General features: G+C 34.9%; 25 protein-coding genes. 23 read left to right on the forward strand and 2 right to left on the reverse strand.

The features are described 5' to 3' along the window. Positions 1-216: 216 nt before the first annotated feature. On the reverse strand, positions 217-1,215 hold the full coding sequence (locus ACQY44_RS12380) for a GntR family transcriptional regulator (protein WP_428230651.1): 999 nt from the start codon (positions 1,213-1,215) through the stop codon (positions 217-219). Between the two features lie 101 nt (positions 1,216-1,316). On the opposite strand from ACQY44_RS12380, the gene ACQY44_RS12385 reads away from it, so the two are divergent. From ACQY44_RS12385 to ACQY44_RS12410, 6 genes are all read left to right on the forward strand, one after another. Further along, positions 1,317-2,372 carry an aldose epimerase family protein gene (locus ACQY44_RS12385; RefSeq protein ID WP_428230652.1) on the forward strand — a complete coding sequence of 352 codons (1,056 nt, stop codon included), beginning with the start codon at positions 1,317-1,319 and terminating at the stop codon, positions 2,370-2,372. Positions 2,373-2,429: 57 nt separating this feature from the next. Beyond that, a complete protein-coding gene (galK, locus tag ACQY44_RS12390; protein WP_428230653.1) occupies positions 2,430-3,590 on the forward strand; it encodes a galactokinase in 1,161 nt (386 codons plus the stop codon). 16 nt (positions 3,591-3,606) lie between these two features. Beyond that, positions 3,607-4,662 carry a UDP-glucose--hexose-1-phosphate uridylyltransferase gene (locus ACQY44_RS12395; RefSeq protein ID WP_428230654.1) on the forward strand — a complete coding sequence of 352 codons (1,056 nt, stop codon included), beginning with the start codon at positions 3,607-3,609 and terminating at the stop codon, positions 4,660-4,662. Positions 4,663-4,942: 280 nt separating this feature from the next. Next, the gene (locus ACQY44_RS12400; protein WP_428230655.1) at positions 4,943-6,628 is read left to right on the forward strand and encodes a sodium/sugar symporter; all 1,686 of its coding nucleotides are present in this window, start codon (positions 4,943-4,945) and stop codon (positions 6,626-6,628) included. A 130-nt stretch (positions 6,629-6,758) separates the two neighbouring features. Further along, positions 6,759-7,364, forward strand: coding sequence for a hypothetical protein (locus ACQY44_RS12405; RefSeq protein ID WP_428230656.1), 606 nt, complete (start codon positions 6,759-6,761; stop codon positions 7,362-7,364). Between the two features lie 65 nt (positions 7,365-7,429). Next, a complete protein-coding gene (locus ACQY44_RS12410; protein WP_428230657.1) occupies positions 7,430-7,828 on the forward strand; it encodes a helix-turn-helix domain-containing protein in 399 nt (132 codons plus the stop codon). A 148-nt stretch (positions 7,829-7,976) separates the two neighbouring features. Here ACQY44_RS12410 and ACQY44_RS12415 read toward each other — a convergent pair whose 3' ends face one another. Continuing rightward, a complete protein-coding gene (locus tag ACQY44_RS12415) occupies positions 7,977-9,236 on the reverse strand; it encodes an NAD(P)/FAD-dependent oxidoreductase (RefSeq protein ID WP_428230658.1) in 1,260 nt (419 codons plus the stop codon). A 101-nt stretch (positions 9,237-9,337) separates the two neighbouring features. On the opposite strand from ACQY44_RS12415, the gene ACQY44_RS12420 reads away from it, so the two are divergent. The 17 genes from ACQY44_RS12420 (at position 9,338) to ACQY44_RS12500 (ending at position 24,718) form a co-directional block, all read left to right on the forward strand. After that, positions 9,338-10,858 (forward strand): HAL/PAL/TAL family ammonia-lyase, encoded by a 1,521-nt coding sequence (locus tag ACQY44_RS12420; protein WP_428230659.1) that lies wholly within the window; start codon positions 9,338-9,340, stop codon positions 10,856-10,858. Between the two features lie 39 nt (positions 10,859-10,897). Then, positions 10,898-12,145, forward strand: a complete 1,248-nt coding sequence (locus ACQY44_RS12425; protein WP_428230660.1) for a WG repeat-containing protein — start codon at positions 10,898-10,900, stop codon at positions 12,143-12,145. Positions 12,146-12,230: 85 nt separating this feature from the next. Then, positions 12,231-12,962, forward strand: coding sequence for a 3-oxoacyl-ACP reductase FabG (fabG, locus tag ACQY44_RS12430; RefSeq protein ID WP_428230661.1), 732 nt, complete (start codon positions 12,231-12,233; stop codon positions 12,960-12,962). 214 nt (positions 12,963-13,176) lie between these two features. Beyond that, a complete protein-coding gene (locus tag ACQY44_RS12435) occupies positions 13,177-14,412 on the forward strand; it encodes a beta-ketoacyl-[acyl-carrier-protein] synthase family protein (protein ID WP_428230662.1) in 1,236 nt (411 codons plus the stop codon). Beyond that, positions 14,405-14,659 carry an acyl carrier protein gene (locus tag ACQY44_RS12440; protein ID WP_271335108.1) on the forward strand — a complete coding sequence of 85 codons (255 nt, stop codon included), beginning with the start codon at positions 14,405-14,407 and terminating at the stop codon, positions 14,657-14,659. The genes ACQY44_RS12435 and ACQY44_RS12440 overlap by 8 nt, the downstream gene beginning before the upstream one ends. Further along, positions 14,659-15,537, forward strand: a complete 879-nt coding sequence (locus tag ACQY44_RS12445) for a lipid A biosynthesis acyltransferase (RefSeq protein ID WP_428230663.1) — start codon at positions 14,659-14,661, stop codon at positions 15,535-15,537. The genes ACQY44_RS12440 and ACQY44_RS12445 overlap by 1 nt, the downstream gene beginning before the upstream one ends. A 357-nt stretch (positions 15,538-15,894) precedes the next feature. Then, positions 15,895-17,535 carry a phytoene desaturase family protein gene (locus ACQY44_RS12450; protein ID WP_428230664.1) on the forward strand — a complete coding sequence of 547 codons (1,641 nt, stop codon included), beginning with the start codon at positions 15,895-15,897 and terminating at the stop codon, positions 17,533-17,535. A 44-nt stretch (positions 17,536-17,579) separates the two neighbouring features. After that, positions 17,580-18,482 carry a dialkylrecorsinol condensing enzyme DarA gene (locus ACQY44_RS12455; RefSeq protein ID WP_428230665.1) on the forward strand — a complete coding sequence of 301 codons (903 nt, stop codon included), beginning with the start codon at positions 17,580-17,582 and terminating at the stop codon, positions 18,480-18,482. 15 nt (positions 18,483-18,497) lie between these two features. Continuing rightward, a complete protein-coding gene (locus tag ACQY44_RS12460; RefSeq protein ID WP_428230666.1) occupies positions 18,498-19,631 on the forward strand; it encodes a beta-ketoacyl-ACP synthase III in 1,134 nt (377 codons plus the stop codon). Further along, on the forward strand, positions 19,631-20,062 hold the full coding sequence (locus ACQY44_RS12465) for a hypothetical protein (protein WP_428230667.1): 432 nt from the start codon (positions 19,631-19,633) through the stop codon (positions 20,060-20,062). Before ACQY44_RS12460 ends, ACQY44_RS12465 begins: the two co-directional genes overlap by 1 nt. An 8-nt stretch (positions 20,063-20,070) precedes the next feature. Beyond that, the gene (locus ACQY44_RS12470) at positions 20,071-20,529 is read left to right on the forward strand and encodes an ABC transporter permease (protein ID WP_428231194.1); all 459 of its coding nucleotides are present in this window, start codon (positions 20,071-20,073) and stop codon (positions 20,527-20,529) included. A 21-nt stretch (positions 20,530-20,550) separates the two neighbouring features. Continuing rightward, positions 20,551-20,838, forward strand: coding sequence for a hypothetical protein (locus ACQY44_RS12475; RefSeq protein WP_428230668.1), 288 nt, complete (start codon positions 20,551-20,553; stop codon positions 20,836-20,838). Positions 20,839-20,853: 15 nt separating this feature from the next. Continuing rightward, positions 20,854-21,258 (forward strand): hypothetical protein, encoded by a 405-nt coding sequence (locus ACQY44_RS12480; RefSeq protein ID WP_428230669.1) that lies wholly within the window; start codon positions 20,854-20,856, stop codon positions 21,256-21,258. Further along, a complete protein-coding gene (locus ACQY44_RS12485; protein ID WP_428230670.1) occupies positions 21,258-22,256 on the forward strand; it encodes a BtrH N-terminal domain-containing protein in 999 nt (332 codons plus the stop codon). The genes ACQY44_RS12480 and ACQY44_RS12485 overlap by 1 nt, the downstream gene beginning before the upstream one ends. Before the next feature lie 6 nt (positions 22,257-22,262). Further along, positions 22,263-23,015, forward strand: coding sequence for an ABC transporter ATP-binding protein (locus tag ACQY44_RS12490; RefSeq protein ID WP_428230671.1), 753 nt, complete (start codon positions 22,263-22,265; stop codon positions 23,013-23,015). Continuing rightward, complete coding sequence (locus ACQY44_RS12495; protein ID WP_428230672.1) at positions 23,005-24,294, forward strand: ABC transporter permease; 1,290 nt, start codon at positions 23,005-23,007, stop codon at positions 24,292-24,294. Before ACQY44_RS12490 ends, ACQY44_RS12495 begins: the two co-directional genes overlap by 11 nt. Then, positions 24,269-24,718 (forward strand): acyl-CoA thioesterase, encoded by a 450-nt coding sequence (locus tag ACQY44_RS12500; RefSeq protein WP_065451727.1) that lies wholly within the window; start codon positions 24,269-24,271, stop codon positions 24,716-24,718. Before ACQY44_RS12495 ends, ACQY44_RS12500 begins: the two co-directional genes overlap by 26 nt. Positions 24,719-24,793: the final 75 nt, after the last annotated feature.

Below are 24,793 nucleotides of genomic sequence, written 5' to 3' on the forward strand. Positions count from 1 at the left end.
GATATAAATTTAGATGAAAAGAAAAGTGTAGTCCCTACAGGACAACTGTAGCCGTTGTCAATATTGTATTTCTACCGACATTTTTCTATCGACATGTAATTCGTGAAGGAGTATATCTGGTAGAGATTAAATGTCGGTACTAAATTATCACACCTGGAAAAATGTCCCGTAGGGACTATACAACCTGCTAGATTTCCAAATAAATAATTCTGTTCCTTACAATGAATTTCTAATAATCAAAGCTGATTTATTTTCTATTTGTTCCTTACTGCCTTTTAAAACCATTCCGGCCAGAATTTTTCCCATCGTTTCAAAATGGGTCGAAATAGTGGTAATACCATTCGCTACAATTTTTTTTAATGGTGTTTCATTATACGATATGATTCCAAGATCAATTCCCAATTTCAGGTTTTGATCCCTTGCTTTTTCAATTACACGAACTAAATCACGATCATTCGGAATAATGTATAAATCTCCCAAAGTAATTTCACGATCGTTAAATTCGGTGATGATTTCATACCCAAAATCATACTCCGTACAAAAAGCTTCAAAACCAATTTTCATTCCTAGTGGTTCTCGAAATCCGGGAAAAATCAGAATTAATTTTTCATATTTATGTAATCTTGCTTTTCCTTTCAACAAGCCTTCAAAAATATCTTTCTCGTGATTTTGATAAATAGCGGAGTACAATTTTAAATCCGGATTGGTTTGATCCAGTATGATAACTTCGCTTACTGGTAGGGTTTTTATACATTTAGCTACATCGTTTAAGTTAGTAGGCATGATAATGTATTTTGTATAATTTCCGTTACTGTCATTGACGAGTTTCTGAAAAACCTCTGCATTAAAATGATGGAAGAAAATGTCAACCTGCACGTTTTTTCCAATATGCTGCAAAAACGAATTATAGATATCTTCTTTAAAACTATTTAATTCATCAAACAATAAGAAAACCTTCTGTTTTATAGTGACTTCAACACTTTTTACATAATATCCCTTTCCGGGAATCGCATAAATTATTCCTCTTTTTTTGAGTTCATCGTATCCTAATAAAACGGTATCACGGGACAATGAAAAAGCCAGACAAACTTTATTGACCGATGGAAGACGATCGCCTTTTACCAATTTTTCTTCTTCAATGGCTTTTTCTATTGAAAGAATTATCTGCCTATACTTAGGCAGACCAATATTGTTTTGAATGGAAATAATATTCATAAAAAAAGGTTTTTTGTGCAATATACAAAAAACTGGTAGGTACTGGTATGCAAATAAAAAGAATGTCTCTATTTTTGAATTTCACTTTTGGTAAAAATAATATGGAAATAAAACAGATATCACATTTTCAAGATCCATCCACATCTAAATTATTTGGTTTAACACCGGAGAACGAAGAAATTCTTTCTTTTGAGTTATCAAATAGAAATGGAATAAAAGTTCAGATCATTAATTATGGTGCCACTGTAACTTCTTTACAAGTTCCGGTTTCAGATGGTAATCTTGTTGATGTTGTTTTAGGTTTTGATACTCTTGAGTCTTATTTAGCTTCCTATAATTCATCAGGTGCCCCTTATTTTGGTACAACTGTTGGCCGTTATGCCGGAAGAATAAACAAAGGTACTTTTAAGCTAAACGGGATAACATACCAACTCAACATCAACAATAACGGAAATACACTACATGGCGGAATTAATGGTTTTGGGAAAAAAGTATGGAATGTGACTAACATCTCTTCCGGAGATAATCCGTCGCTAACATTAAGCCTTTTGAGCGAGGATTTAGACGAAAACTTTCCCGGAGAATTGCACGTTGATCTCACGTATACGCTAACGGAAGACAACGAACTAAAACTGGAGTACAAAGCAACAACTACTGAAGATACAATTATAAACTTAACTCATCACAGTTATTTTAATCTCGATGGTCATGATGCTTCTGTTTTAGATCAAAAACTATTTATTGTTTCTGATAAAATACTAGAAATAGACTCAGACAATATTCCAACCGGAAATTTCACTGCTCTTTCTGATCATGATTTTGACTTTAGAATAAAAAAAGCATGCCCTCCGGTAATTGATCATTCATTTATAATAGAGCCAACAAATGATGTTGTGGCCCAATTGTACAGTTCAAAGCACAATTTGCAAATGAGCGTCTGTACCAATCAGCCAAGTGTACATGTTTTTGTAGGCGGTCAATGTTCTGATGTTTTAAAGGGAAAAGAGAATACAGAATATCATGCAGCAAGCGGAATTTGTTTTGAAACTCAAAATTTTCCGGATGCACCAAATCAGGATCATTTTCCTAATTCAGTTTTGAAAAAAGGGGAGGAATACCATCAAAAAACAGTTTATAAATTTGAAAATATAAGCTAATAATCATTTATCGAAAGTTCAAAAATTACAAGATATTACCATTTCAATTACAAAATAATGAATGACATTTTAGTACAGAACACTACGGCTTTTTTTGAAAAATCTTTTGGATCAGCTCCTCAAAAAGTGGTGCTTTCCCCAGGAAGAATCAACATCATTGGGGAACATATTGATTATAATGACGGCTACGTTTTACCGGCGGCAATCGACAAAGTTATTTGTTTTGCTTTCGAAAAAAGCAACACTACAAAATCTAAAATAATCGCAATTGATTTGAACGAAGAGTTTGAAACTGATCTGACTGAGGAAATTAAACTGAGCGAGGTAGTCTGGACCAATTATATTCGTGGCGTTATCAAACAATTGCAGGATAACGGATTTTCGTTTGAAGGTTTTAACTGTGTTTTCAGCAGTAATATCCCGGTTGGTTCGGGGTTATCTTCTTCTGCGGCTTTAGAATGCGGAATGATTTTCGGGATCAAAGAACTTTTTAATCTAAAAATTGACAAGGTCGATATCTCTTTATTAGGACAAAAAGCAGAACATTGGGTAGGTATCAATTGTGGTATTATGGATCAGTTCTCGAGTGTTCATGGTCTCGAAAATAAAGTGATAAAATTAGATTGCAATACGCTTGATTTTGAATATCACAATGCTGATTTTAAAGATTATTCGCTGATTTTGTTTGATAGTAACGTAAAACATTCGCTTTTTACATCTGAATACAATACCAGAAGAATAGAGTGCGAGCTGGGATTGGCTATTATTAAAGAAAATTTTCCTGAGGTAAAAAGTTTCAGGGATTGTACCGAAGAGCAACTTTTGAGTATTCAGGATAAAATGAATGCAACTGTTTTTAGAAGAGTTCATTTTGTTGTAAAAGAAATTAATCGCGTCATAAAGGCCTGTGAGGCTTTAGACAACGGAAATATAAAACTTTTAGGACAATTGCTTTTTGAAACGCATTATGGCCTATCACAAGAATATGAGGTAAGTTGTGAAGAACTGGATATGCTTGTAGATACCGCAAAATCTGACGATGCGATTATTGGTTCGAGACTAATGGGTGGAGGTTTTGGTGGCTGCACCATTAATTTAGTTAAAAAAGGTCATGAAAATGAGGTAAAAAGTAAGTTTTCAAATCTTTATTTAAATACATTTGGGATTGAATTAAAATTCTATGATGTAAAAATCTCAAACGGAACAACACTACTTTAATACCACAAGAATTACAATGAAAAATTTTGACATTAACGAAGATCCTCACAGACGTTTCAATCCCTTAATCAATGAATGGGTTTTAGTATCACCTCATCGTGCAAAACGCCCGTGGCAAGGACAAAAAGAAACCGTTACAACTGAAACATTACCAAAGTACGACCCAACCTGTTATTTGTGTCCGGGAAATGTTCGCGCAAACGGAGTAAATAACCCGAATTATGAAAGCAGTTTTGTGTTCGAAAATGATTTTGCTGCAATGAAGCAGGACGAAATCATTTTTGAAGAAGACATTAAACATACTTTCTTTAAAGCCAAACCGGAACAAGGAATTTCGAGAGTGGTTTGCTTCTCTCCAAGGCACGATCTTACATTACCGGAAATGGAAATTGACGGAATCGAAAACATCATCAGGACCTGGCAAAAGGAATATACGGATTTAGGCAACATTAAATATATCAATCACGTTCAGATTTTTGAAAACAAAGGAAGTGTTATGGGGTGTAGTAACCCGCATCCGCACGGACAAATTTGGGCACAATCGTCATTGCCAACCCAGGTCGAAAAAACACAAAACAGCCTAAAAACCTATTTTGATAAAAATCAAAGAACGCTCCTTCAGGATTACCTTCAGGCAGAATTAAGAAGCGGAGATCGTGTCGTGATCGAAAATGATCATTTTGTAGCACTGGTTCCGTTTTGGGCAATCTGGCCTTACGAAACTATGATTATCAGCAAAAGAGCCGTGAATAAGATTACCCTTTTTACAGCTGAAGAAACCAATGCTTTTGCTACAATTTTAAAACAATTAACGATAAAGTACGACAATCTATTCAGTACTTCATTCCCCTATTCATCAGGAATTCACCAGGCACCAACAGATGGTTTAGACCATCCGGAATGGCATTTTCACATGCATTTTTACCCACCATTATTACGTTCAGCAACTGTTAAGAAATTCATGGTTGGGTATGAAATGTTAGGCGAATCGCAGCGAGATATTACCCCTGAAAAAAGTGCAGAAATTTTGAGGCAACAATCAGACGTGCATTATAAATCGACTATTAAATAACCGGCTAAAAGTCATTTATAGAAAGCCAATTTAAAATTTAACATAATAATTTATTTATAAATGTAAAAAACACATTTGTAAGCGGCTTATTTATAATTTTTATTTTACTTTTGGCTTTCGTTCTTATTTTCATAAAAAAATAACAGAATAAAAACACATATCCTATTTTTAAACGAATACCAATAACAAAATCTTAGTTTGAAAATTATCCTAAGCTACTGATTTAAAAAGCTAATTAAACAAACAATCACCTATACTAATTTTTAAAATACTATTAACAATGAACCAGAACCTCGCTTTCGCAGATTATGCGGTTTTTATTATTTATTTCATCGTAGTTTCTGCCTACGGTTATACGGTTTACCGAAAACGTAAACAAGACGAACAAGATGCTAAGGCTTACTTTTTGGCTGAAGGAAATTTAACGTGGTGGGCTATTGGAGCATCTTTGATTGCCTCGAATATTTCAGCTGAACAATTCATCGGAATGAGTGGTGAAGGTTTCTTTTTAGGAATCGCTGTTGCGGCTTACGAATGGCTTGCTGCTGTTGCTTTGATTATTGTAGCCGTTTGGTTCATTCCGGTATATCTTAAAAATAAGATCTATACCATGCCTCAATTCTTAAAAACACGATATAATGAATCTACTGCGTTAATCATGGCGGTTTTCTGGTTGTTTTTATATGTATTTGTAAACTTAACTTCTATTCTATATTTAGGAGCTGTTGCTATTAATGGTTTAGCGGGTGGAGAATACCTGCACGTTATCATGATTGGTTTGGCCGTATTCGCTTTGTTTATCTCTTTAGGAGGTATGAAAGTAGTAGCATATACAGACGTTATTCAGGTTGCTGTTTTGATCATAGGAGGTTTGGTAACTTCTTATATCGCACTGACAACGGTTGGTCAATATTTTGGAGTAGGCGAAAATGCCATTGCCGGTTTCAAAGTTTTAATGAGAGAAGCGCCAGAGCATTTTAAAATGATCATTCCAAAACCAACTGCAACATCCTCTCAGCTTGACATTGATAAATATCTGACTTTCCCGGGTTTGATGTCTTACCTTGCCGGTATCTGGATCATCAACTTAAACTACTGGGGCTGTAACCAATACATTACACAAAGAGCTTTAGGTGCTGACTTACAAACGGCTCGTACAGGTATTTTATTTGCCGGTATGCTAAAATTATTAATGCCGTTAATCGTAATGTTACCTGGTATTGCTGCTTATGTTTTATATCAAAACGGACATTTACCTCAATTGGTTGGAGGAAAAGACGGCGCTTACTCTGCTGTATTGACTTTCCTGCCAACAGGATTAAAAGGACTTTCGGTAGCAGCTTTAACGGCTGCGATTGTAGCTTCATTAGCCGGAAAAGTAAACAGTATCTCGACAATTTATACATTAGATATTCATAAAAAATACATCCAGAAAGAAGCTGGCGAAAAACAACAGGTAAACATTGGTAGAATTGCCGTTTTTGCTGCAATGCTTTTAGCAGTATTATTTACTTGGAATGACATTTTGGGAATTGGCGGAGTTGGTGGATTTACCTACATCCAAAAATACACCGGATTTATTAGTCCTGGAGTTTTTGCCATGTTCTTCCTTGGTATGTTCTGGAAAAGAACAACCGGAACTGCTGCAATTGTGGGTGTAATTTTAGGATTTGTTCTTTCTGTACTGTTCAACGAATACGCTCCAATGTTATTCGGAAACGAAACTTTATTATATACCGCGTATCCTAACGGTAAAGGTGCATTCGAAATTCCGTTTCATATTTGTATGGGATTATCCTTCTTCTTTACCATGTTAGCGATGATTGGAATCAGTTTTGCAGGACCAAAAGTAAATCCAAAAGCGTTTGAAATAGACGCTGAAATGTTTAAAGTAAAACCACAAACTACCGTTTTAATCGTAATTACATTATTGGTGATTGTGGCTTTGTATGTTAAATTCTGGTAGTATAATTTTTTACTATATTATTTTTTGAAGAAAAAAGGGGATGCCATTTGGTATCCTCTTTTTGTTATGTGCTGATTTTAATTACATTTGATATCTAATTATTTAACTAAATTAACCAACATCAAAAAAAATGAAAAAACTAGTACTTGCAGCGTTCCTTATTTCGGGAACCTTATTTGCCCAGGACATGAATGTCGTAAAGGGAAATTTCGATTTCCTTAAAGATCAAAAAGAAATCAACACCGAATTTGATTATAGTAATTTTACTATGATGAAAGAAAACAAACCTGAAGCCCAATATGTAGAAGAACACAAAGCCGACTTAGATAAAAAAGCAAAAGGAAACGGAAATCTATGGGAAAAAAGATGGGTGGTTGCAAAAGAACAAATCTGGACTCCCAAGTTTCTTGAAATAGGAAACATTGTATTATCTAAAGCAGGAAAGGATTTAAATTTTCAGGAAGGATTAAAAACTCCTTACACTTTAATTGTAAAAACAGTTTGGCTTTATCCGGGTTGGGATGCAGGAATTATGAAACAACCAGCAAAAGTTACTACAAATTTAAAATTTGTTGAAACCGCAAACAAATCAAATGTTTTATTAGAAATTACAAGCGAAGAATCTCCCGGAGATCAATGGGGAAGTAACTTTAGTAATGAAACCAGAATTGGAGAAGGATATGCTAAAACAGCAAAATCTCTTTCGAAAATGATTATTAAAAAAGCATATAAATAGTATTTTACCTAAATATTTGTTTTTTACCGATACGTATTTTAAAGAATTTTAAATATCTTTGAATTATGAGCACAGCAACTAAACCCAAACATATTGGCAGAAATATTAGCCGAATCAGAGAGCTTCGTGGTATGAAACAGGAAGCACTTGCAGAAGCAATTGGACTAAGTCAGCAAACTGTTTCCAGTATTGAAACCAGCGAAACTGTCGATTTCGAAAAACTTGTACAAATTGCAAAAGCACTTGGCGTTACGATTGAAGCTATTGAAAATTTTACAGAAGAATCTGTTTTTAATTTCTTTAATAATTTTTACGATAATAGTGCTAATAATGGTTATTTAAATAACACTAATAATCATTGTACTTTCAATCCTCTTGATAAAGTTGTAGAACTTTACGAGCGTTTAGTTCAGGTTGAAAAAGAGAAGAATGAATTTTTAGAAAAAATGCTAAAAGAAAAATAATATTCTTTACAAGATAATTTATAAAAATGCGCAAAATCTAAAACGATATTGCGCATTTTTTTGTTTTGCTATTGTCGCTAACGAGCGTCCGTCTCGCTCGTGACTATGTTTTTTATTCAGCTTACATTGGATTTAGATCTATAGCTTATTAATAACTCTGATTTTCTTTTTCTTCCTTCTGCATATTCAACAAATACGCCATATTCTTGATCACATGATCGTGTTTTTTTACAAAAGGATTTTCTTCATTCCAGACATAACCTGCCAGAACTGAACATATTTTTTCTTTTACCTCCGGATTTTCCGGTTGGTGAAAAAATAAGGTTTGCAAGTTTCCGGTGTACCATTCTTTCACGTAAGTGGTAAAAACAGCAATACCTCGTTTCATGTATTCGGTAAATTCAACTTCCCAGTCAACTTCGATTCCCTGCGATTCTTTCAGGTATAATTTTGCTGCCAGCATTCCGGATTCTGTTGCAAAAGCAACTCCGGATGAAAAAACAGGATCAAGAAATTCAGAACTATTTCCCGTAAGGGCAAAACCATCTCCGTACATTCTTTTTACGGCTCTGGAATAATTTTCGAGTTTTACCGGTTCAAACAAAAACTCCGTTCCTTTAAATCTTTTAATATAATAATCTGATAGCTGAATAGCGTTTCGTAAAGCTTCGGCATTATCTTTATTTTCAGATAATGAATTGATAAAGTCCGTTGGCCCCACAACTCCTAAACTCGTATTTCCGTTTGAGAACGGAATCACCCATAACCAGACTTCAGTTTCCAGAATGTCAAAAGAAATCTGAGTTCCCTCCTCGCCTTCGGTTCTGTTAATGTCTTTTACATGTGTAAATATCGAAGAATGCGGATCTAGTTTTGATGGCGTATCAAGATCTAAAAGTCTTGGTAAAACGCGTCCGTATCCGCTGGAATCAATAATGAAATTAGCGTGGATTTCTTTAAGGTTTCCGTCTTTATCTTTTACAATTGTCTTCGATTTTTTCCCTTCAAAAGAAACCTCCAAAACCTCTGATTCAAATTCAAGATCAATCCCTTTTCTAATCACTTCCTGCGCCATAGTATTGTCAAAATCAGCTCTTGGCACTTGCCAGGTCCAATCCCAGCCTTCACCAAATTTCTTACTGAAATCAAAAACGCATATTTCTTCTCCTCTGATAAAACGGGCGCCCAGTTTTTTTTCAAAATTCATTGCTTCAAGGCTTTCAAAAAGTTCCGCCTCAGCAAAATGATCCATTACCCGCGGTATAAGACTTTCGCCAACCACTAGTCGAGGAAACTTTGTTTTTTCAACCACTTTTATCTTAACGTTGTTTTTATGAAGATAAGATGCTGACACACATCCCGAAGGTCCTGCACCAATCACTAAAACATCAACAAACTCCTTTATCATATTAAAAATATTATCAATTATTAGCCTACATTTGCCATCATCAAAATAACTACATTTATTTTGATAAATAAAATTAAATTAGCACAACCAAAACCAGTTTAATGAATACAATTAATGAATATTTAAGTTTAGCAGAATTCGAATCCATCATTTTTGGAAATAACAAAGTTTCTATAAGCGATGCTGTTTTAAACCGGGTAAACGAAAGTTTTAATTTCCTGAAGGAATTTTCAGGAAACAAAGTAATATATGGCGTAAATACTGGCTTTGGGCCAATGGCTCAATACCGAATTAAAGAGTCGGACCAAATTCAGTTACAATACAATTTGATCAGAAGCCACTCTTCAGGAACAGGGAAACCTTTGAGCCCTGTTTGTGCAAAAGCAGCAATCTTGGCCCGATTAAATACACTTTCTTTAGGTAATTCTGGTGTTCACCCATCGGTAATTCACTTAATGGCAGAATTAATCAACAGAGATATTACCCCTCTTATCTTTGAACACGGTGGTGTTGGTGCCAGCGGAGACTTAGTACAATTATCACACTTAGCTTTAGTTTTAATAGGCGAAGGCGAAGTTTTTTATAAAGGAGACAGAAGACCAACTTCTGAAGTTTTTGAAATTGAAGGTTTAAAACCAATTCAGGTAGAAATCAGAGAAGGTCTGGCGTTGATCAACGGAACTTCTGTAATGACCGGAATTGGAGTTGTAAATGTGCACCACGCTAATAAATTATTAGACTGGTCATTAAAAGCTTCTTGTGCGATTAATGAATTGGTTCAGGCATACGACGATCATTTCTCTGAAGAATTAAACCAAACCAAACGTCACAAAGGACAACAGGAAGTGGCTGCAAGAATGAGACAAAATCTTTCTGACAGTACTTTGATCCGTAAAAGAGAAGACCATTTGTATTCTGGCGAAAACACCGAAGAAATCTTCAAGGAAAAAGTTCAGGAATATTATTCTTTAAGATGCGTACCTCAAATTTTAGGTCCGGTTTTAGAAACCATCAATAATGTTGCTTCTATTCTTGAAGACGAATTCAACTCAGCAAACGACAATCCTATTATAGATGTAAAAAACAAACACGTTTATCACGGAGGAAACTTCCACGGTGATTATATCTCACTTGAGATGGATAAACTGAAAATTGTGATTACCAAATTAACGATGTTGGCAGAACGTCAGCTGAATTATTTATTGAATTCAAAAATCAACGAAATTCTTCCTCCATTTGTTAATTTAGGAACATTAGGATTCAATTTCGGAATGCAGGGTGTCCAATTTACGGCAACCTCAACAACTGCTGAAAGCCAAATGTTATCTAACCCAATGTACGTGCATAGTATCCCGAACAACAACGACAATCAGGATATCGTAAGTATGGGAACCAATGCAGCGGTAATTACTTCGAAAGTGATCGAAAACTCATTTGAAGTTTTAGCGATCGAATTGATTACAATCGTTCAGGCAATTGATTATTTAGTACAAAAAGACAAAATATCATCCGTTACTAAAAAATGGTACGATGATATCAGAAACATAATTCCCGTATTTAAAGAAGATCAGGTCATGTATCCTTTTGTTCAAAAAGTAAAAGATTACCTGATCAACAGTTAAAACTTTATTTTACATTATTAATATTGAAACTAAAAAACCATGAAAAAACCACTTATTTTTTTATTCGTATTATTTATTCAATTTGTTAATAGTCAGGAATTGGCTTTGGTTAAAAAGAACGGTAAAATTGGATATATCTCCAAAGATGGAAACTTTAAAATTGAACCTCAGTACAAATCAGCAAAAAGCTTTTCAGAGGGTTTAGCTGCTGTAGAAGATAATGGAAAATGGGGATTCATCGATGCTAAAGGAACATGGATAATTCCGGCCAATTTTAAAGACACTAAAGACTTTAACAGCGGAATTGCAGTGGTACAAAAAGATAAGGACTGGGTTTATATCAATACAAAAGGAGAAGTGCAAACCCCACCACCTACTGAAAAATTATTTGATTTTAATGATGGCGTTGCTTTTATCAGACAAGGTAAAAAAGTGGGATTAATCAACTCAAAAATGGCCGTTGTCTTAGAACCTAAATACGATCAGATCAAATCGTTTGAAAACGGTTTTGCAAGAGTGGAGAATAATAAAAAATGGGGAATTATTAATACTGCCGGTAAAGAATTAGTAGAACCTGTTTATGATGAAATAGGAAACTATTTTAAAAACACCACCTGGGCAAGAAAAGACAAAACTTTTGGACTTGTAAGTGCCGGAAATTTTATTGCGGTAGATGGTGCTGACAAAATCTGGGATTTTGACACTCAGGATTTAACGTATGCCAGAAAGAACGGAAAAATTGGATTCATCGACTTAAAAGGAAACTGGACCATTTTACCTATATATGATAAGGCAAAAGCATTCTCTAAAAATTTAGCTCCGGTTTGTGTTGGATCTAAATGGGGTTACATCAATCCTAAAGCTGAATTCACTATTCCTCCAACGTATAGCGATGCAGAGGTTTTCAGTACAAACGGACTGGCTCCTGTAAAAGAAAAAAACTGGGGATTCATTAATGAATCCGGAAAATTAGTTATCCCAACTCAATACAACATCACTGCAAACGGATTTGTCATTGCTCTTTTTGTACAACAAGACAAAGGATTTATTGATGGTCTTGCAAGAGTGAAAAACGAAGGTAAATGGGGATTTCTTAGACCAGACGGAACGGTTTTAGGCAACCAATGGTTTGAAAACGCTGAACTTTTTTCGCAATCAAAAGAGAAAAACAAAGTAAGCGAAGTTCCTGCTGAAAAACCAAAAGCAGAAGTAAAACCCGCAGCAAAGACAGAAACAAAACCTGCTACTAAGGCGGCTACAAAACCAGTAGCCAAAAAGAAAAAATAAAATCAACTAACCAATAAAATACGAATATGGTATCATTAGTAAAAAGGTGATCCCCTATTTGACCAATAAAAAATAAATTCTACATATGAAATGTGTATTAGTAACTGGCGGTTCAAGAGGAATTGGAAGTGCTATTTGTAAAAAATTAGCCGTTGAATCTAGTTATCATATTCTGATCAATTATCATTCAAACAAAACTGCTGCCGAAGAAACACTTCAGGAAATACAAAAATTAGGAGCAACAGGAGAAATCTTAGGTTTTGATGTTTCTAATTATGAAGAAGTGCAAAAAACATTAACACAATGGCAGGATGCAAATCCTGAAGCCATTGTAGAAGCGATTGTAAACAACGCCGGAATTACAAAAGACGGTCTTTTTATGTGGATGACTCCCGAAGACTGGAACGGAGTTATGAATACAAGCGTAAACGGTTTTTTTAATGTAACGCAATTTTTAATTCAAAAAATGTTGCGCAATAAATATGGCCGAATCGTAAATATAGTTTCGGTTTCAGGTGTAAAAGGAACGGCCGGACAAACCAATTATTCTGCTGCAAAAGGTGCAATTGTTGCCGCTACAAAAGCATTAGCCCAGGAAGTTGCCAAACGAAATATTACTGTAAATGCTGTAGCGCCTGGTTTTATCAGAACCGACATGACAAGCCAACTAGACGAAAAAGAATTATTAAAACTAATTCCGGTAAATCGTTTTGGCGAAGCCGAAGAAGTAGCAGATTTGGTAAGCTTTTTGATTTCAAAAAAATCAAGCTACATTACAGGAGAAATTATCAACATAAACGGAGGAATATATTCTTAAAAATTAACCTTAACGTGTGATTTTAAAATTCAAATAAACACATAGAAACATAGAATTTTATGTGTCCAAAGAGTTTAAAAAAGAAATACATTTCTCTCACATAGATCCCTATGTGTATTTCAAATAAGTGAAACGACTTTTTTGAATTTACAAAAGCTATGTTTCTATGTGTTTAAATGTACGCGCAACGGACTAAAAATTACTTTGAAAGACGATGAATAAGAGAGTTGTAATTACTGGAATGGGAATTTATTCTTGTATCGGAACTTCTTTAGAAGAAGTAAAGGAATCGTTATACAACGGAAAATCCGGTATTCAGTTTGATGCTGAAAGAAAAGAATTTGGTTTTCAATCTGCCCTTACGGGAATGGTTCCGAAAGCAGATTTAAAAAATTTATTGACCCGAAGACAACGTATGAGCATTGGTGAAGAAACCGAGTATGCTTATATGGCCACAATCGAGGCTTTGAAAAATGCGAATATTGATGATGCTTTTTTTGATGATCGTGAAGTAGGTATTATGTACGGAAATGATAGTGTCTCAAAAGCTATTATTGATGCAACAGATATTGTCAGAGAGAAAAAAGACACTGCTTTAATAGGTTCGGGAGCCATTTTTAAATCGATGAATTCTACAGTTACGATGAATTTATCTACGATTTTTAAACTCCGTGGCATCAATCTTACCATAAGTGCCGCTTGTGCAAGTGGTTCACATTCTATCGGGTTAGCTTATTTTTTAATCAAAAGCGGTTTCCAGGATATCATTATTACCGGAGGAGCTCAGGAAATCAACAAATATGCCATGAGCAGTTTTGATGGTTTAGGCGTATTTTCGAATAGAGAAAATGAACCTCAAAAAGCTTCCCGCCCCTTTGATGCCGATCGCGACGGATTAATCCCGAGTGGCGGCGGTGCCACTTTAATTCTTGAAAGTTACGAATCTGCCATTGCCAGAGGTGCCAATATTATTGCCGAAGTTGTGGGTTACGGATTCTCTTCAAACGGCGGGCATATCTCAACTCCTAATGTCGAAGGCCCGTCTATAGCCATGCAACGAGCGCTCGATGATGCACAATTAAAAGCAACAGATATTGATTATATAAATGCTCACGCCACTTCAACACCGGTTGGAGACGGCAATGAAGCAAAAGCAATCTTTGAAGTTTTTGGTGAGAAAAATCCGTATGTAAGTTCCACAAAATCAATGACAGGCCATGAATGTTGGATGGCCGGAGCCAGCGAAGTAATCTATTCTATCTTAATGATGCAGAACGATTTCATCGCTCCAAACATCAATTTAGACAATCCTGACGAAGATGCAGCCAAATTAAATTTGGTCAAAACTACTTTAAACAAAAAATTTGACATATTTTTGTCCAATTCCTTCGGATTCGGAGGAACCAACTCTGCGTTGGTGGTTAAAAAGTTTAAATTAAACGATGAATAAAGAAGAGATTATAGCAAGAATTAATGGTTTTTTAGTTGATGAATTTGAAGTAGATAATGATGATATTGAACCAGATGCTAATTTAAAAGACACACTTGGGTTAGATAGTTTGGACTATGTTGATTTAGTAGTTTCCATAGAAGCTAACTTTGGGGTAAAGCTGGTTGAAGTTGATTTCGTAGGAATTGATTCTTTTCAAAGCTTTTATGATCTTATCGAAAACAAATTAAAAGCCAAAACTGCTTAATGAGCAAATGGGATGGCAAATCAAAAGGAACTGTTCTAGGGTATAAAATATTCGTTTTTTTAATACAAAAAGCGGGTGTAAAATCTGCCTATATTTTACTTTATTTTGTTGCCGCTTATTATTTTTTATTTTTAAAGAAAAGCAACAAAGCCATTTCTTATTATTTTGGAGAAAGGCTGAAGTATTCCTGGTTCAAATCTAAAACAATGGTTTTCAAAAGTTACTACACTTTTGGGCAAACCATTATTGATAAAATTTCCATTTCGGCAGGAATGCGAAACAAATTCACCTATGAATTTGACGGGATTGAGATCCTGAAAAACCTTTTGGCAGAGAAAAAAGGAGGCGTTTTAATCAGTGCACATATTGGGAATTTTGAAATCGCCGAACATTTTTTAGGTGATATCGACCTTGATTTTCAAATTAATCTGGTTACAACAGATCTGGAACATTCTGCTATTAAGAATTATCTGGAAAGCGTAACCCAAAAACCTACCGTTAAGTTTATCATTATCAAAGAAGATTTATCTCATATTTTTGAGATTAATGCAGCACTTGCCAATAATGAACTGGTTTGTTTTACCGGCGATCGTTATTTTGAAGGTACCAAATCACTTTCTGAAAAAATCCTTGGCGAAGAGGCGAACTTTCCTGCAGGTCCGTTTTTAATCGCTTCCCGACTAAAAGTTCCCGTAGTTTTTGTGTATGTAATGAAAGAACCAAACCTGCATTATCATTTATATGCAAGAGAAGCTATAGTCAAACACCGTGACGAAAAAGGCTTATTAAAAGCATATATCGAAAGCGTAGAATCGATGCTGGCAAAATATCCTTTGCAATGGTTTAACTACTTTGATTTCTGGAATCAATTGAAATAAAAAATTAAAGGGAATTTAACCGCAAAGTGCGAAAAGATTTTTGACTAATATTACGCTGATAAACACAAAGTTCGCAAAGCTTTATGTTCTTATTTTAGAATTAATTTCGGTAAGATGCAGAAGTGTCATTAATAATACAAACTTTGCGCCCTTGCGCCCTTGCGCCTTTGCGAGATTATTTCAGCCCAGTAAAAAAATCTTTGCGCGCTTTGCGGTAAAAATTAATGTGCTTTGTCAATAAAAACCTTTGCGGACTTTGCGGTTAAAAACCATTAGTACTTTAAATTACATCCCAAAGAATTAAAATTATTTAATTAAAAATCGTTCTTTTATACTTTACAATTCTTAAAGTAAAGTATGCAGGAATTTGACACGATTATTATTGGTTCCGGAGTAGGAGGATTATCAACTGCAATCTGTCTGGCAAGAGCCGGACAAAAAGTTATCGTACTTGAACAACATTATGTTCCCGGTGGCTGGAGTCATAGTTTTACTTTGCAAGGACAGCGTTTTAGTCCAGGCGTACATTATGTAGGTCAGCTTGAAGAAGGACAATCTACCAACGAATTGTACAGAGGTTTAGGAATTGCCAATGACATGGTGTTTTTCCGTATGAACAAAAATGCCTATGAGCATTGTTTAATTGGAGATGATACCTTCGATTTACCCGCAGGAGCTGAGAATCTCAAGAAAACCCTTTCAACCCATTTTCCTCACGAAGAAAAAAACATACACGAGTATCTTTCACTGGTAGAAAAAGTAAGTTATGAATTGCAGTTAATTCCGAAATTAAAAGGATTCTGGCAAAACATCACCGTTCCGTTTCGTACCAAACATTTTGGCAAGTTTGCCTTATTTCCTTTAAAAAAAGTAATTGGCTGGCATGTTAAAGATCCTAAACTAAAAGCCGTTCTTAATATTCAGTGTGGTGATCACGGACTTCCGCCAAGTCGTGCTTGCTTTCCGGTTCATTGTTCTGTAATGAGTCATTATTTTGATGGCGGATTTTACCCCATGGGCGGCGGCGGCGGAATCGTAAAAGCCATGACAAACGTTGTAAAAAGACATAACGGAGAAATACGCGTAAAACAAAACGTTCGTAAAATCATTATCGAAAATAAAAAAGCAATTGGCATTCAGCTTGAAAATGGCGATGAAATACGAGCCAAAAATATCGTTTCAAATGCTGATCCTTCGATTACCTATTTGAATTTGATCGATAAAGAACATCTCAGTAAATCACTTCTAAAAAAACTAGACAAGACAAAATATTCAGTTACTTCTTTAATTTTATTCCTGACACTGGATATTGATGTTACCTTATACAATATCGATTCCGGAAATTTCTGGATGATGAAAGATGAAAACGATGATGCTAATTTTGAGGATTTAATGAGCAGTAATATTGATTCGGGAGATTCATTCCCTTCTGTTTTTATCAGTTGTACAACACTCAAAGATCCGGCAAGTTTTAACGGGCGTTATCATAATTTCGAAATTGTAACGTATGTGAATTATGATCATCTGAAAGATTTTAATGGTTTAGACGATTATCATACTGAAGAATACAAAATTTTCAAAGAAAAAATCGTCGACAAACTGATGAATAATGTCGAAAAAATAATTCCGAATGCGAAACAACATATTATTCAGGCAGAATTAGGAACTCCTAAAACCAATGAATTCTACATTAATTCGACAAAAGGAAATGTTTACGGAACCGAAAAAACATTAAATCAGGTTGGTCCTTTTTCTTATAAAAACAAAACCGAAATCGAAAACCTTTTTCTTTGTGGTGCTTGTACCCTCTCTCATGGTGTTGCAGGTGCGACATATTCTGGTCTTGCAGCAGCAGCTTCAATTTTAGGCTGCACATCTGATGATTTATTAATTGAAGATGAAAACCAAAAAATCCGCATTTACGATGCCGAAGATTCAGCTACATGGCCGGATTGGGTACATACCAAACGAACAGACAAAATAAGGAAATTCGTTTAAAAAAAATACTTATTTTTGCGCAACCACCTAAGCAACCAACCAAAATGAAAAATGTTCTTGTTATTTATTATTCCCAATCAGGACAATTAGAAGAGATTGCACGAAATATTGCAAAGCCTTTCCTGAATTCAGAAGAGATAAATATAACGTTTCACGAAATACAATTAGAAAAACCTTTTCCTTTTCCCTGGGACAAAGATTCTTTTTTTGATGCTTTTCCGGAATCTTTTCTTCAAATTCCAACAGCACTAAAACCTGTTCCTGAAGAAATTTTAAATACAAAATTCGATTTGGTTTTATTTCATTATCAGGTTTGGTATTTGTCGCCTTCGATCCCAATTAATTCATTTTTAAAAAGTGATGATGCTAAAAAAATACTGAACAATACACCTGTTGTTACCATAAGCGGTTCCCGTAATATGTGGATTATGGCGCAGGAAAAAATCAAAACTTTACTAAAAGAAGCCAATGCCCCATTAGTAGGAAACGTAGCTTTGGTAGATCGCGTTGGAAATTTAATCAGTGTAATTACAATTGTAGAATGGATGTTCTCCGGCGTGAAGAAAAAACATTGGGGATTTTTACCCCTACCAGGAGTTTCTGACAAAGACATTCAGGAATCGGATAAATTTGGAGACGTCATTGTTTCTGCACTATATCAGAATAAATGGGAAGATTTACAGCCCAAATTGCTTTCAATAGGTGCCGTAAAAATCAGTCCGTATTTAGTTACGGTGGATAAAACCGCAAATAAAATTTTCAATAAATGGTCAAATTTGATTTATAAACATCAAAAGAACAGAAAACAGCTTCTTAAAGTATTTAATGTTTATTTATTCCTCGCAATATGGTTAATCTCACCAATAGTATATATATTGCACCTTATTACCTACCCTTTTAAGTTAAAAACCATAAAAAAAGAAACTCAATATTATCAAGGAGTTTAGAATACGAATTAGATTATGTTTGAAGTATACATTACCAAAGCCGCAAAGTATTTGCCAAATGAACCTGTTTCTAATGAAGAAATGGAAGATTATTTAGGACTCATCAATGATGCCGCTTCTAAAGCGAGACGCATTATTTTGCGCAATAATAAAATTACAAGCCGTTATTACGCCCTAGATAAAACTGGAAAAAGCACACACAACAATGCTGAGTTAACCCGAAATGCTGTTGTGCAATTGTTTGATGAAAACTTTACAGCACAAGATTTAGAAGTACTTTCCTGCGGAACCTCAACACCTGATATTTTCCTTCCTTCGCATGCTGCGATGGTTCATGGATTATTAAAAAATAAATCGGTAGAATTAAATTCATCAACTGGTGTTTGTTGTGCCGGAATGAATTCATTAAAATTTGGTTTCCTTTCTATAAGATCCGGAAATTCTAAAAATGCTATTTGCACAGGATCAGAAAGAGTTTCTACCTGGTTGAATGCTCAAATGTACAATCATGAAGCAGCAAATCTAAAAAGTCTTGAAGAGCAGCCAATTATTGCCTTCAAAAAAGATTTTTTACGTTGGATGTTGTCTGACGGAGCTGGAGCCTTTTTATTAGAAAATAAACCAAGCGGCCCAATTTCGCTAAAAATTGAATGGATGGAAGCTTTTTCATATGCGTACGAATTAGAAACCTGCATGTATGCCGGAGGTGATAAATTAGAAAATGGCGAAATCAAAGCCTGGAGCGATTATCCTCCTGAACAATGGTTAAACGAATCGGTTTTTGCGATTAAACAAGACGTAAAATTATTGGATGAATTTATACTTTCTAAAGGAGCTGAAAGTATGAGCGATGCCATGTCTAAAAATAATATTACGCCAGATCAGGTTGATTATTTTATTCCTCACGTTTCTTCTAACTTTTTTGTCGAAGGATTAAAAAAAGGATTAACTGAAAAAGGAATCGGAATGGCGGATGAAAAATGGTTCATGAATCTTTCAAGAGTAGGAAATGTAGGTTCTGCCTCTATTTATCTGGCTGTTGAAGAATTGATGAATTCAGGAAATTTAAAAAAAGGAGATCGTATCCTTTTATCTGTTCCTGAAAGTGGAAGATTCTCATTTGCGTATGCTTATTTAACCGTTTGCTAATGGAAACGCTTTTACTTTTAGAAAAAGAAGCTGTCGAAAATTTATTGCCACAAAAGTTTCCTTTTGTTATGGTAGATAAAATGTATTCGTTTACCGAAACTTCATTGGTTTCAGGTTTTAAAATTAAAAACGATAACTTATTTTTTGATAATGGTACTTTTCTGGAAGCAGGTTTAATCGAACATATGGCCCAATCTGTGGCTTTGCACACGGGTTATCAATTTTTCTTAAAAAACGAAATAGCTCCAACAGGATATATAGGTTCAATCAAAGAAATTGCGATTAAAAAGTTACCAAAAATGAATGATACAATTCAATCGACGGTAACTATTTTACAAGAATTTGCCGGAATTACACTGGTGGATATTGTAACGACTTTGAACAACGAAGAAATTGCCAAAGGACAAATGAAAACTGTTTTAGCGAAATGATAACAGCAATGAAAACCGGAGTTGATATACAAAATTATTTACCGCACCGAGCGCCAATGCTTATGGTGGATTTGATTTTGGATATAGATGCTAATTTTGTAGAAACGACCTTCCTGATCAAAAAAGATAACATTTTTATTGATAATAACGTTTTTATCGAAGCAGGCTTAATCGAAAACACAGCGCAAACCTGTTCGGCTATTGTAGGCAAAAAATATTTTTTTGACGAAGACGGTACAGAAAACGAAAACGTAAATGTATTGGGTTTTATCAGTGCGATAAAAAACCTTAAAATACATTTACTCCCAAAAGTGGGTGATACAATTATTACCAAAGCAACTTTGATTTCAAAATTCGAAGGCGAGGATTATACTTTGTGTACCATGCGCTGCGAAAGTTTATGGGGACATAAATTACTTTTAGAATGCGAAATTAATTTGTTCATTCAAAAGACCGTTTCGGTGTAAATGAATGCGAAAAAGATCATCTTGCATTTATTAATCCGCATTGGGATTTTAGTTCTTCTGGTGGGATCGGTTTTTTTACTTTGGTACATTACTCTTGATCCTCATAAACATTGTGATGAATTTGAACACAAACATTTTGATACTGGTTTAGGATTCTTTATTATAGAATTTATGGCAATCCAAGCCTTTTGTTTAGGGATGCTGATAGAAATGATTTATTTATTTGTGAAGAAAAAACAAAATTTAGGTTTCACAAATCTGGGGTTTTTAATAATTAGTTTATGTATTGCATTAGCCTTATGTATCTAATAAATTAATAATGAAATGGAAAAAGAAAAAGTACCACAAGATAAAAGTAACTTAACAAAAAACAACGTTAAAGAACTTTTGTATGCTACCGATGCGGATGGCAATTATACAACAACTCTAAGTACCGGCTGGGAACCCAAAACGATTGCACTATCCAATTCAATAGACGAAATAAACGAACGAATTGCCGAAGCAAAAATGCAAGTCGAAATTGGCGAAGTAAGTCCGATTTGTTATTATATGGAAGTCAACAAAATGGATCTTACTATTTTATCCAGTTATGTTGGAATGTGGAAATGGCGTGTAAAAAGACATTTTAAACCCACCGTTTTTGCCAAATTAAGCGAATCGATCCTAAAAAAATATGCCGATGCTTTTGAGATTTCGGTAGCTGAATTAAAAAATATTAAAACAAACTAATGCAAACTAATTTTACACATCATCAAGCCGCTCATTGTGAGAATGGAGTAGCTTCGAATTTGTTAAAAAACAGCGGACTCAACATCAGCGAACCTATGGTTTTTGGTATTGGTTCCGGACTTTTCTTTGTTTATTTACCTTTTTTAAAAGTGAATTATGCGCCAGCAATTAGTTACAGAACTTTGCCGGGGCAAATTTTTAATAAACTGGCCAATCGTTTAAATTTAAAAATAAAAAGACAAAAATTTTCTTCTGTCGTAAATGCAAATAAAGCTTTAGACGAAAATTTAAAAAATAATATTCCAACCGGATTACAAGTTGGAGTGTATCATTTGAGTTATTTTCCGGATGAATATCGCTTTCACTTTAACGCGCACAATTTAGTCGTTTACGGAAAAACCGAAACCGATTATTTAGTGAGCGATCCTGTTATGGAAACCGTTACCACTTTAACACATGACGAATTAGACAAAGTACGTTTTGCCAAAGGTGCTTTTGCCCCAAGAGGACAAATGTATTATCCCATTCAGATTCCAAAAGATGTTGATTTAAAAAGTGCCATTATAAAAGGAATTAAAAATACATGTCGCGATATGTTAGCTCCAGTACCCATTGTTGGCGTACGAGGAATAAAATTTGTTTCGAAACAAATCCGTAAATGGCCTATAAAACACGGAACTAAGAAAGCCAATCATTACCTGGCACAAATGGTTCGTATGCAGGAAGAAATAGGAACCGGCGGTGGCGGTTTTAGATTTATTTATGCTGCTTTTTTACAAGAAGCTTCGGTTATTTTGAATAATGAAGAATTGAAAACGCTTTCTAAAGAAATGACACAAATAGGAGATTCATGGCGTGATTTTGCTGTTGAAGCTTCGAGAATTTACAAAAACCGAAGTGCCAAAGAAGATGCCTACAATGCCATTGCCGATGAACTTTTGAGCATTGCCAACAGAGAAGAAATCTTTTTCAAAAAACTAAAAAAAGCCATTAGCTAATATATTTTGAAACCCATTATAAAAATAGAATCCCTATCGAAAAAGTACAAAGATGCAGACCAGTATTCTTTGAACAACGTTTCGCTGGATATAAACGAAGGTCAAATTTTTGGATTATTAGGCCCAAATGGTGCCGGAAAAACCACTTTGATCTCTATGCTCTGCGGATTAATAAAACCCACTTCAGGACATTTTACGATTGATGATCTGAACTACACACATCATTCATCTAAAATTAAAAAAATCATAGGCGTTGTTCCCCAGGAATATGCTTTATATCCAACTCTTACAGCGAGAGAAAATCTACATTATTTTGGAAGTATGTACGGCTTGAAAGGTGCATACTTAAAAGATAAAGTAGTTGAAACTTTAGACCTTTTGGGTTTACTAAAATTCGCTGACAAACGCATCGAAACTTTTTCGGGCGGAATGAAACGAAGAGTGAATCTGATTGCCGGAATTCTGCACAATCCTAAAGTTTTGTTTTTAGATGAACCAACCGTTGGTGTTGATGTCCAGTCTAAAAATGCCATTATAGATTATTTGAAAGTTCTCAATCAAAACGGAACTACAATTATATATACCTCCCATCATTTGGCTGAAGCCGAAGATTTCTGTACCCATATTGCCATTCTGGACAGAGGCAGAATTTATGCCCAGGGAACACCATCAAGCCTGATTGCTTCTACTGATGAAGCACAAAATCTCGAAGAAGTTTTTATTTCATTAACCGGTAAAGATTTTAGAGATGGTATATAAAATTTGGATGTCAGTCGTAAAAGAATTTCTGCTGCTTAAACGAGATTTAGGCGGATTAATAATTCTCTTTATCATGCCACTGGTACTTGTGATCACGGTAACTTTAATTCAGGACAGTACTTTTAAAACCATAAGCGATAATAAAATTCCGATTTTATTGGTCGATAATGACAACGGTTCTGTGTCTAAAACGGTTTTTGATAATCTTGAAAAAAGTAATTTGTTTAGTGTTGTCACACAAATCGACAATAAAAAAATCACCGAAGAAGTAGCCAAAGAAGCCGTTTACAAAGGAAAATTTCAGTTGGCTATTATAATCCCGAAAAATCTAAGTGTTGATTTACAAACCAAAATTGATCAGAATGTTCAGAACATTGTGAGTAAAATGGGCTTAACAGAAACGGATAGTACAGTACAAACAGAAAAGCCTAAAGTAATTAAGGAAAAAGAAGTGAAACTGTATTTTGATCCTGCGGTTCAGATGAGCTTCAAAAATGCAGTAATGAGTTCGATCGATAAGATGATTTCTCAAATCGAAACCAAATCCATTTACACCACTTTTCAAAATCAATTAGGAGAAGGAACTGTCGAATTCGATCAAAAGAGCTTCATTACTTTTAAAGAAATAATTCCGAGGATTAACAACAAAGAAGTACATCCCAATTCGGTACAACACAACGTTCCGGCCTGGACACTTTTTGCGATATTTTTTATCGTAATTCCGTTGTCTATTAATATTGTCAAAGAAAAATCACAAGGAACATTCGTTCGATTATTGACCAATCCGGTTTCTAATTTAGTGGTGATTATAGGTAAAACCATAACCTATTCAGCCATTTGTATGATTCAGTTTTATATGATGGTGGCTGTGGCGGTGTTTTTATTTCCGCATATTGGTTTGCCTTCTTTAAATATCGAAGGGCATTTATTTTTAATGAGTGTTGTCGCTTTATTTTCTGGTTTTGCAGCCATTGGTTTTGGTATTTTATTAGGAACCGTAGCCAATACACAAGAACAATCGGCTCCGTTTGGTGCCACAAGCGTATTGATTCTGGCTGCCGTTGGTGGTGTTTGGGTGCCTGTTTTTGCCATGCCAACCATCATGCAGTATATCGCAAAATCGTCACCCATGAATTGGGGATTAGAAGCTTTCTATGATGTATTATTACGCAACGTTTCTTTCCTTGAAATCATCCCAAAAATAAGTTTGTTATTTTTGTTCTTTATTATCACAACATCCATTGCCTTATTTTATGACAAAAAGAAAAGAACAGTATAACGAAGCCACTGAACTAACCGTTTCTCACGAAATCAGAATTCGTTTTAACGAAACTGATCCGCTTGGAATCGTGTGGCATGGCAATTATATCACCTATTTTGAAGATGGACGAGAAGCGTTTGGCCGTCAACACGGACTTACCTATTTGGATATTGGCAATACGGGTTACACCACTCCAATCGTTAAATCGAAATGCGAACATAAATTGTCTTTGCGTTACGGCGATGTCGTAACCATAGAAACAACGGTTGTTGATACTCCCGCTGCCAAAATGATTTACCGTTTTAGAATTATAGATGCTAAAGGCGAAGTGGCCTGCACCGGCGAAACTGTTCAGGTATTTTTAGACGGCGATGGAAATTTAATGCTGACCAATCCTCCTTTCTATGAAGAATGGAAACGAAAGGTGGGATTATTAAAGTAAAACACGAGTTACACTAATTTTCACGAATTAAAAATTAATAAAATCCGTGTAAATCTGCTTAATCTGCCAAATCTG

This window comes from Flavobacterium sp. (assembly GCF_965277525.1).
Lineage (GTDB): Bacteria > Bacteroidota > Bacteroidia > Flavobacteriales > Flavobacteriaceae > Flavobacterium.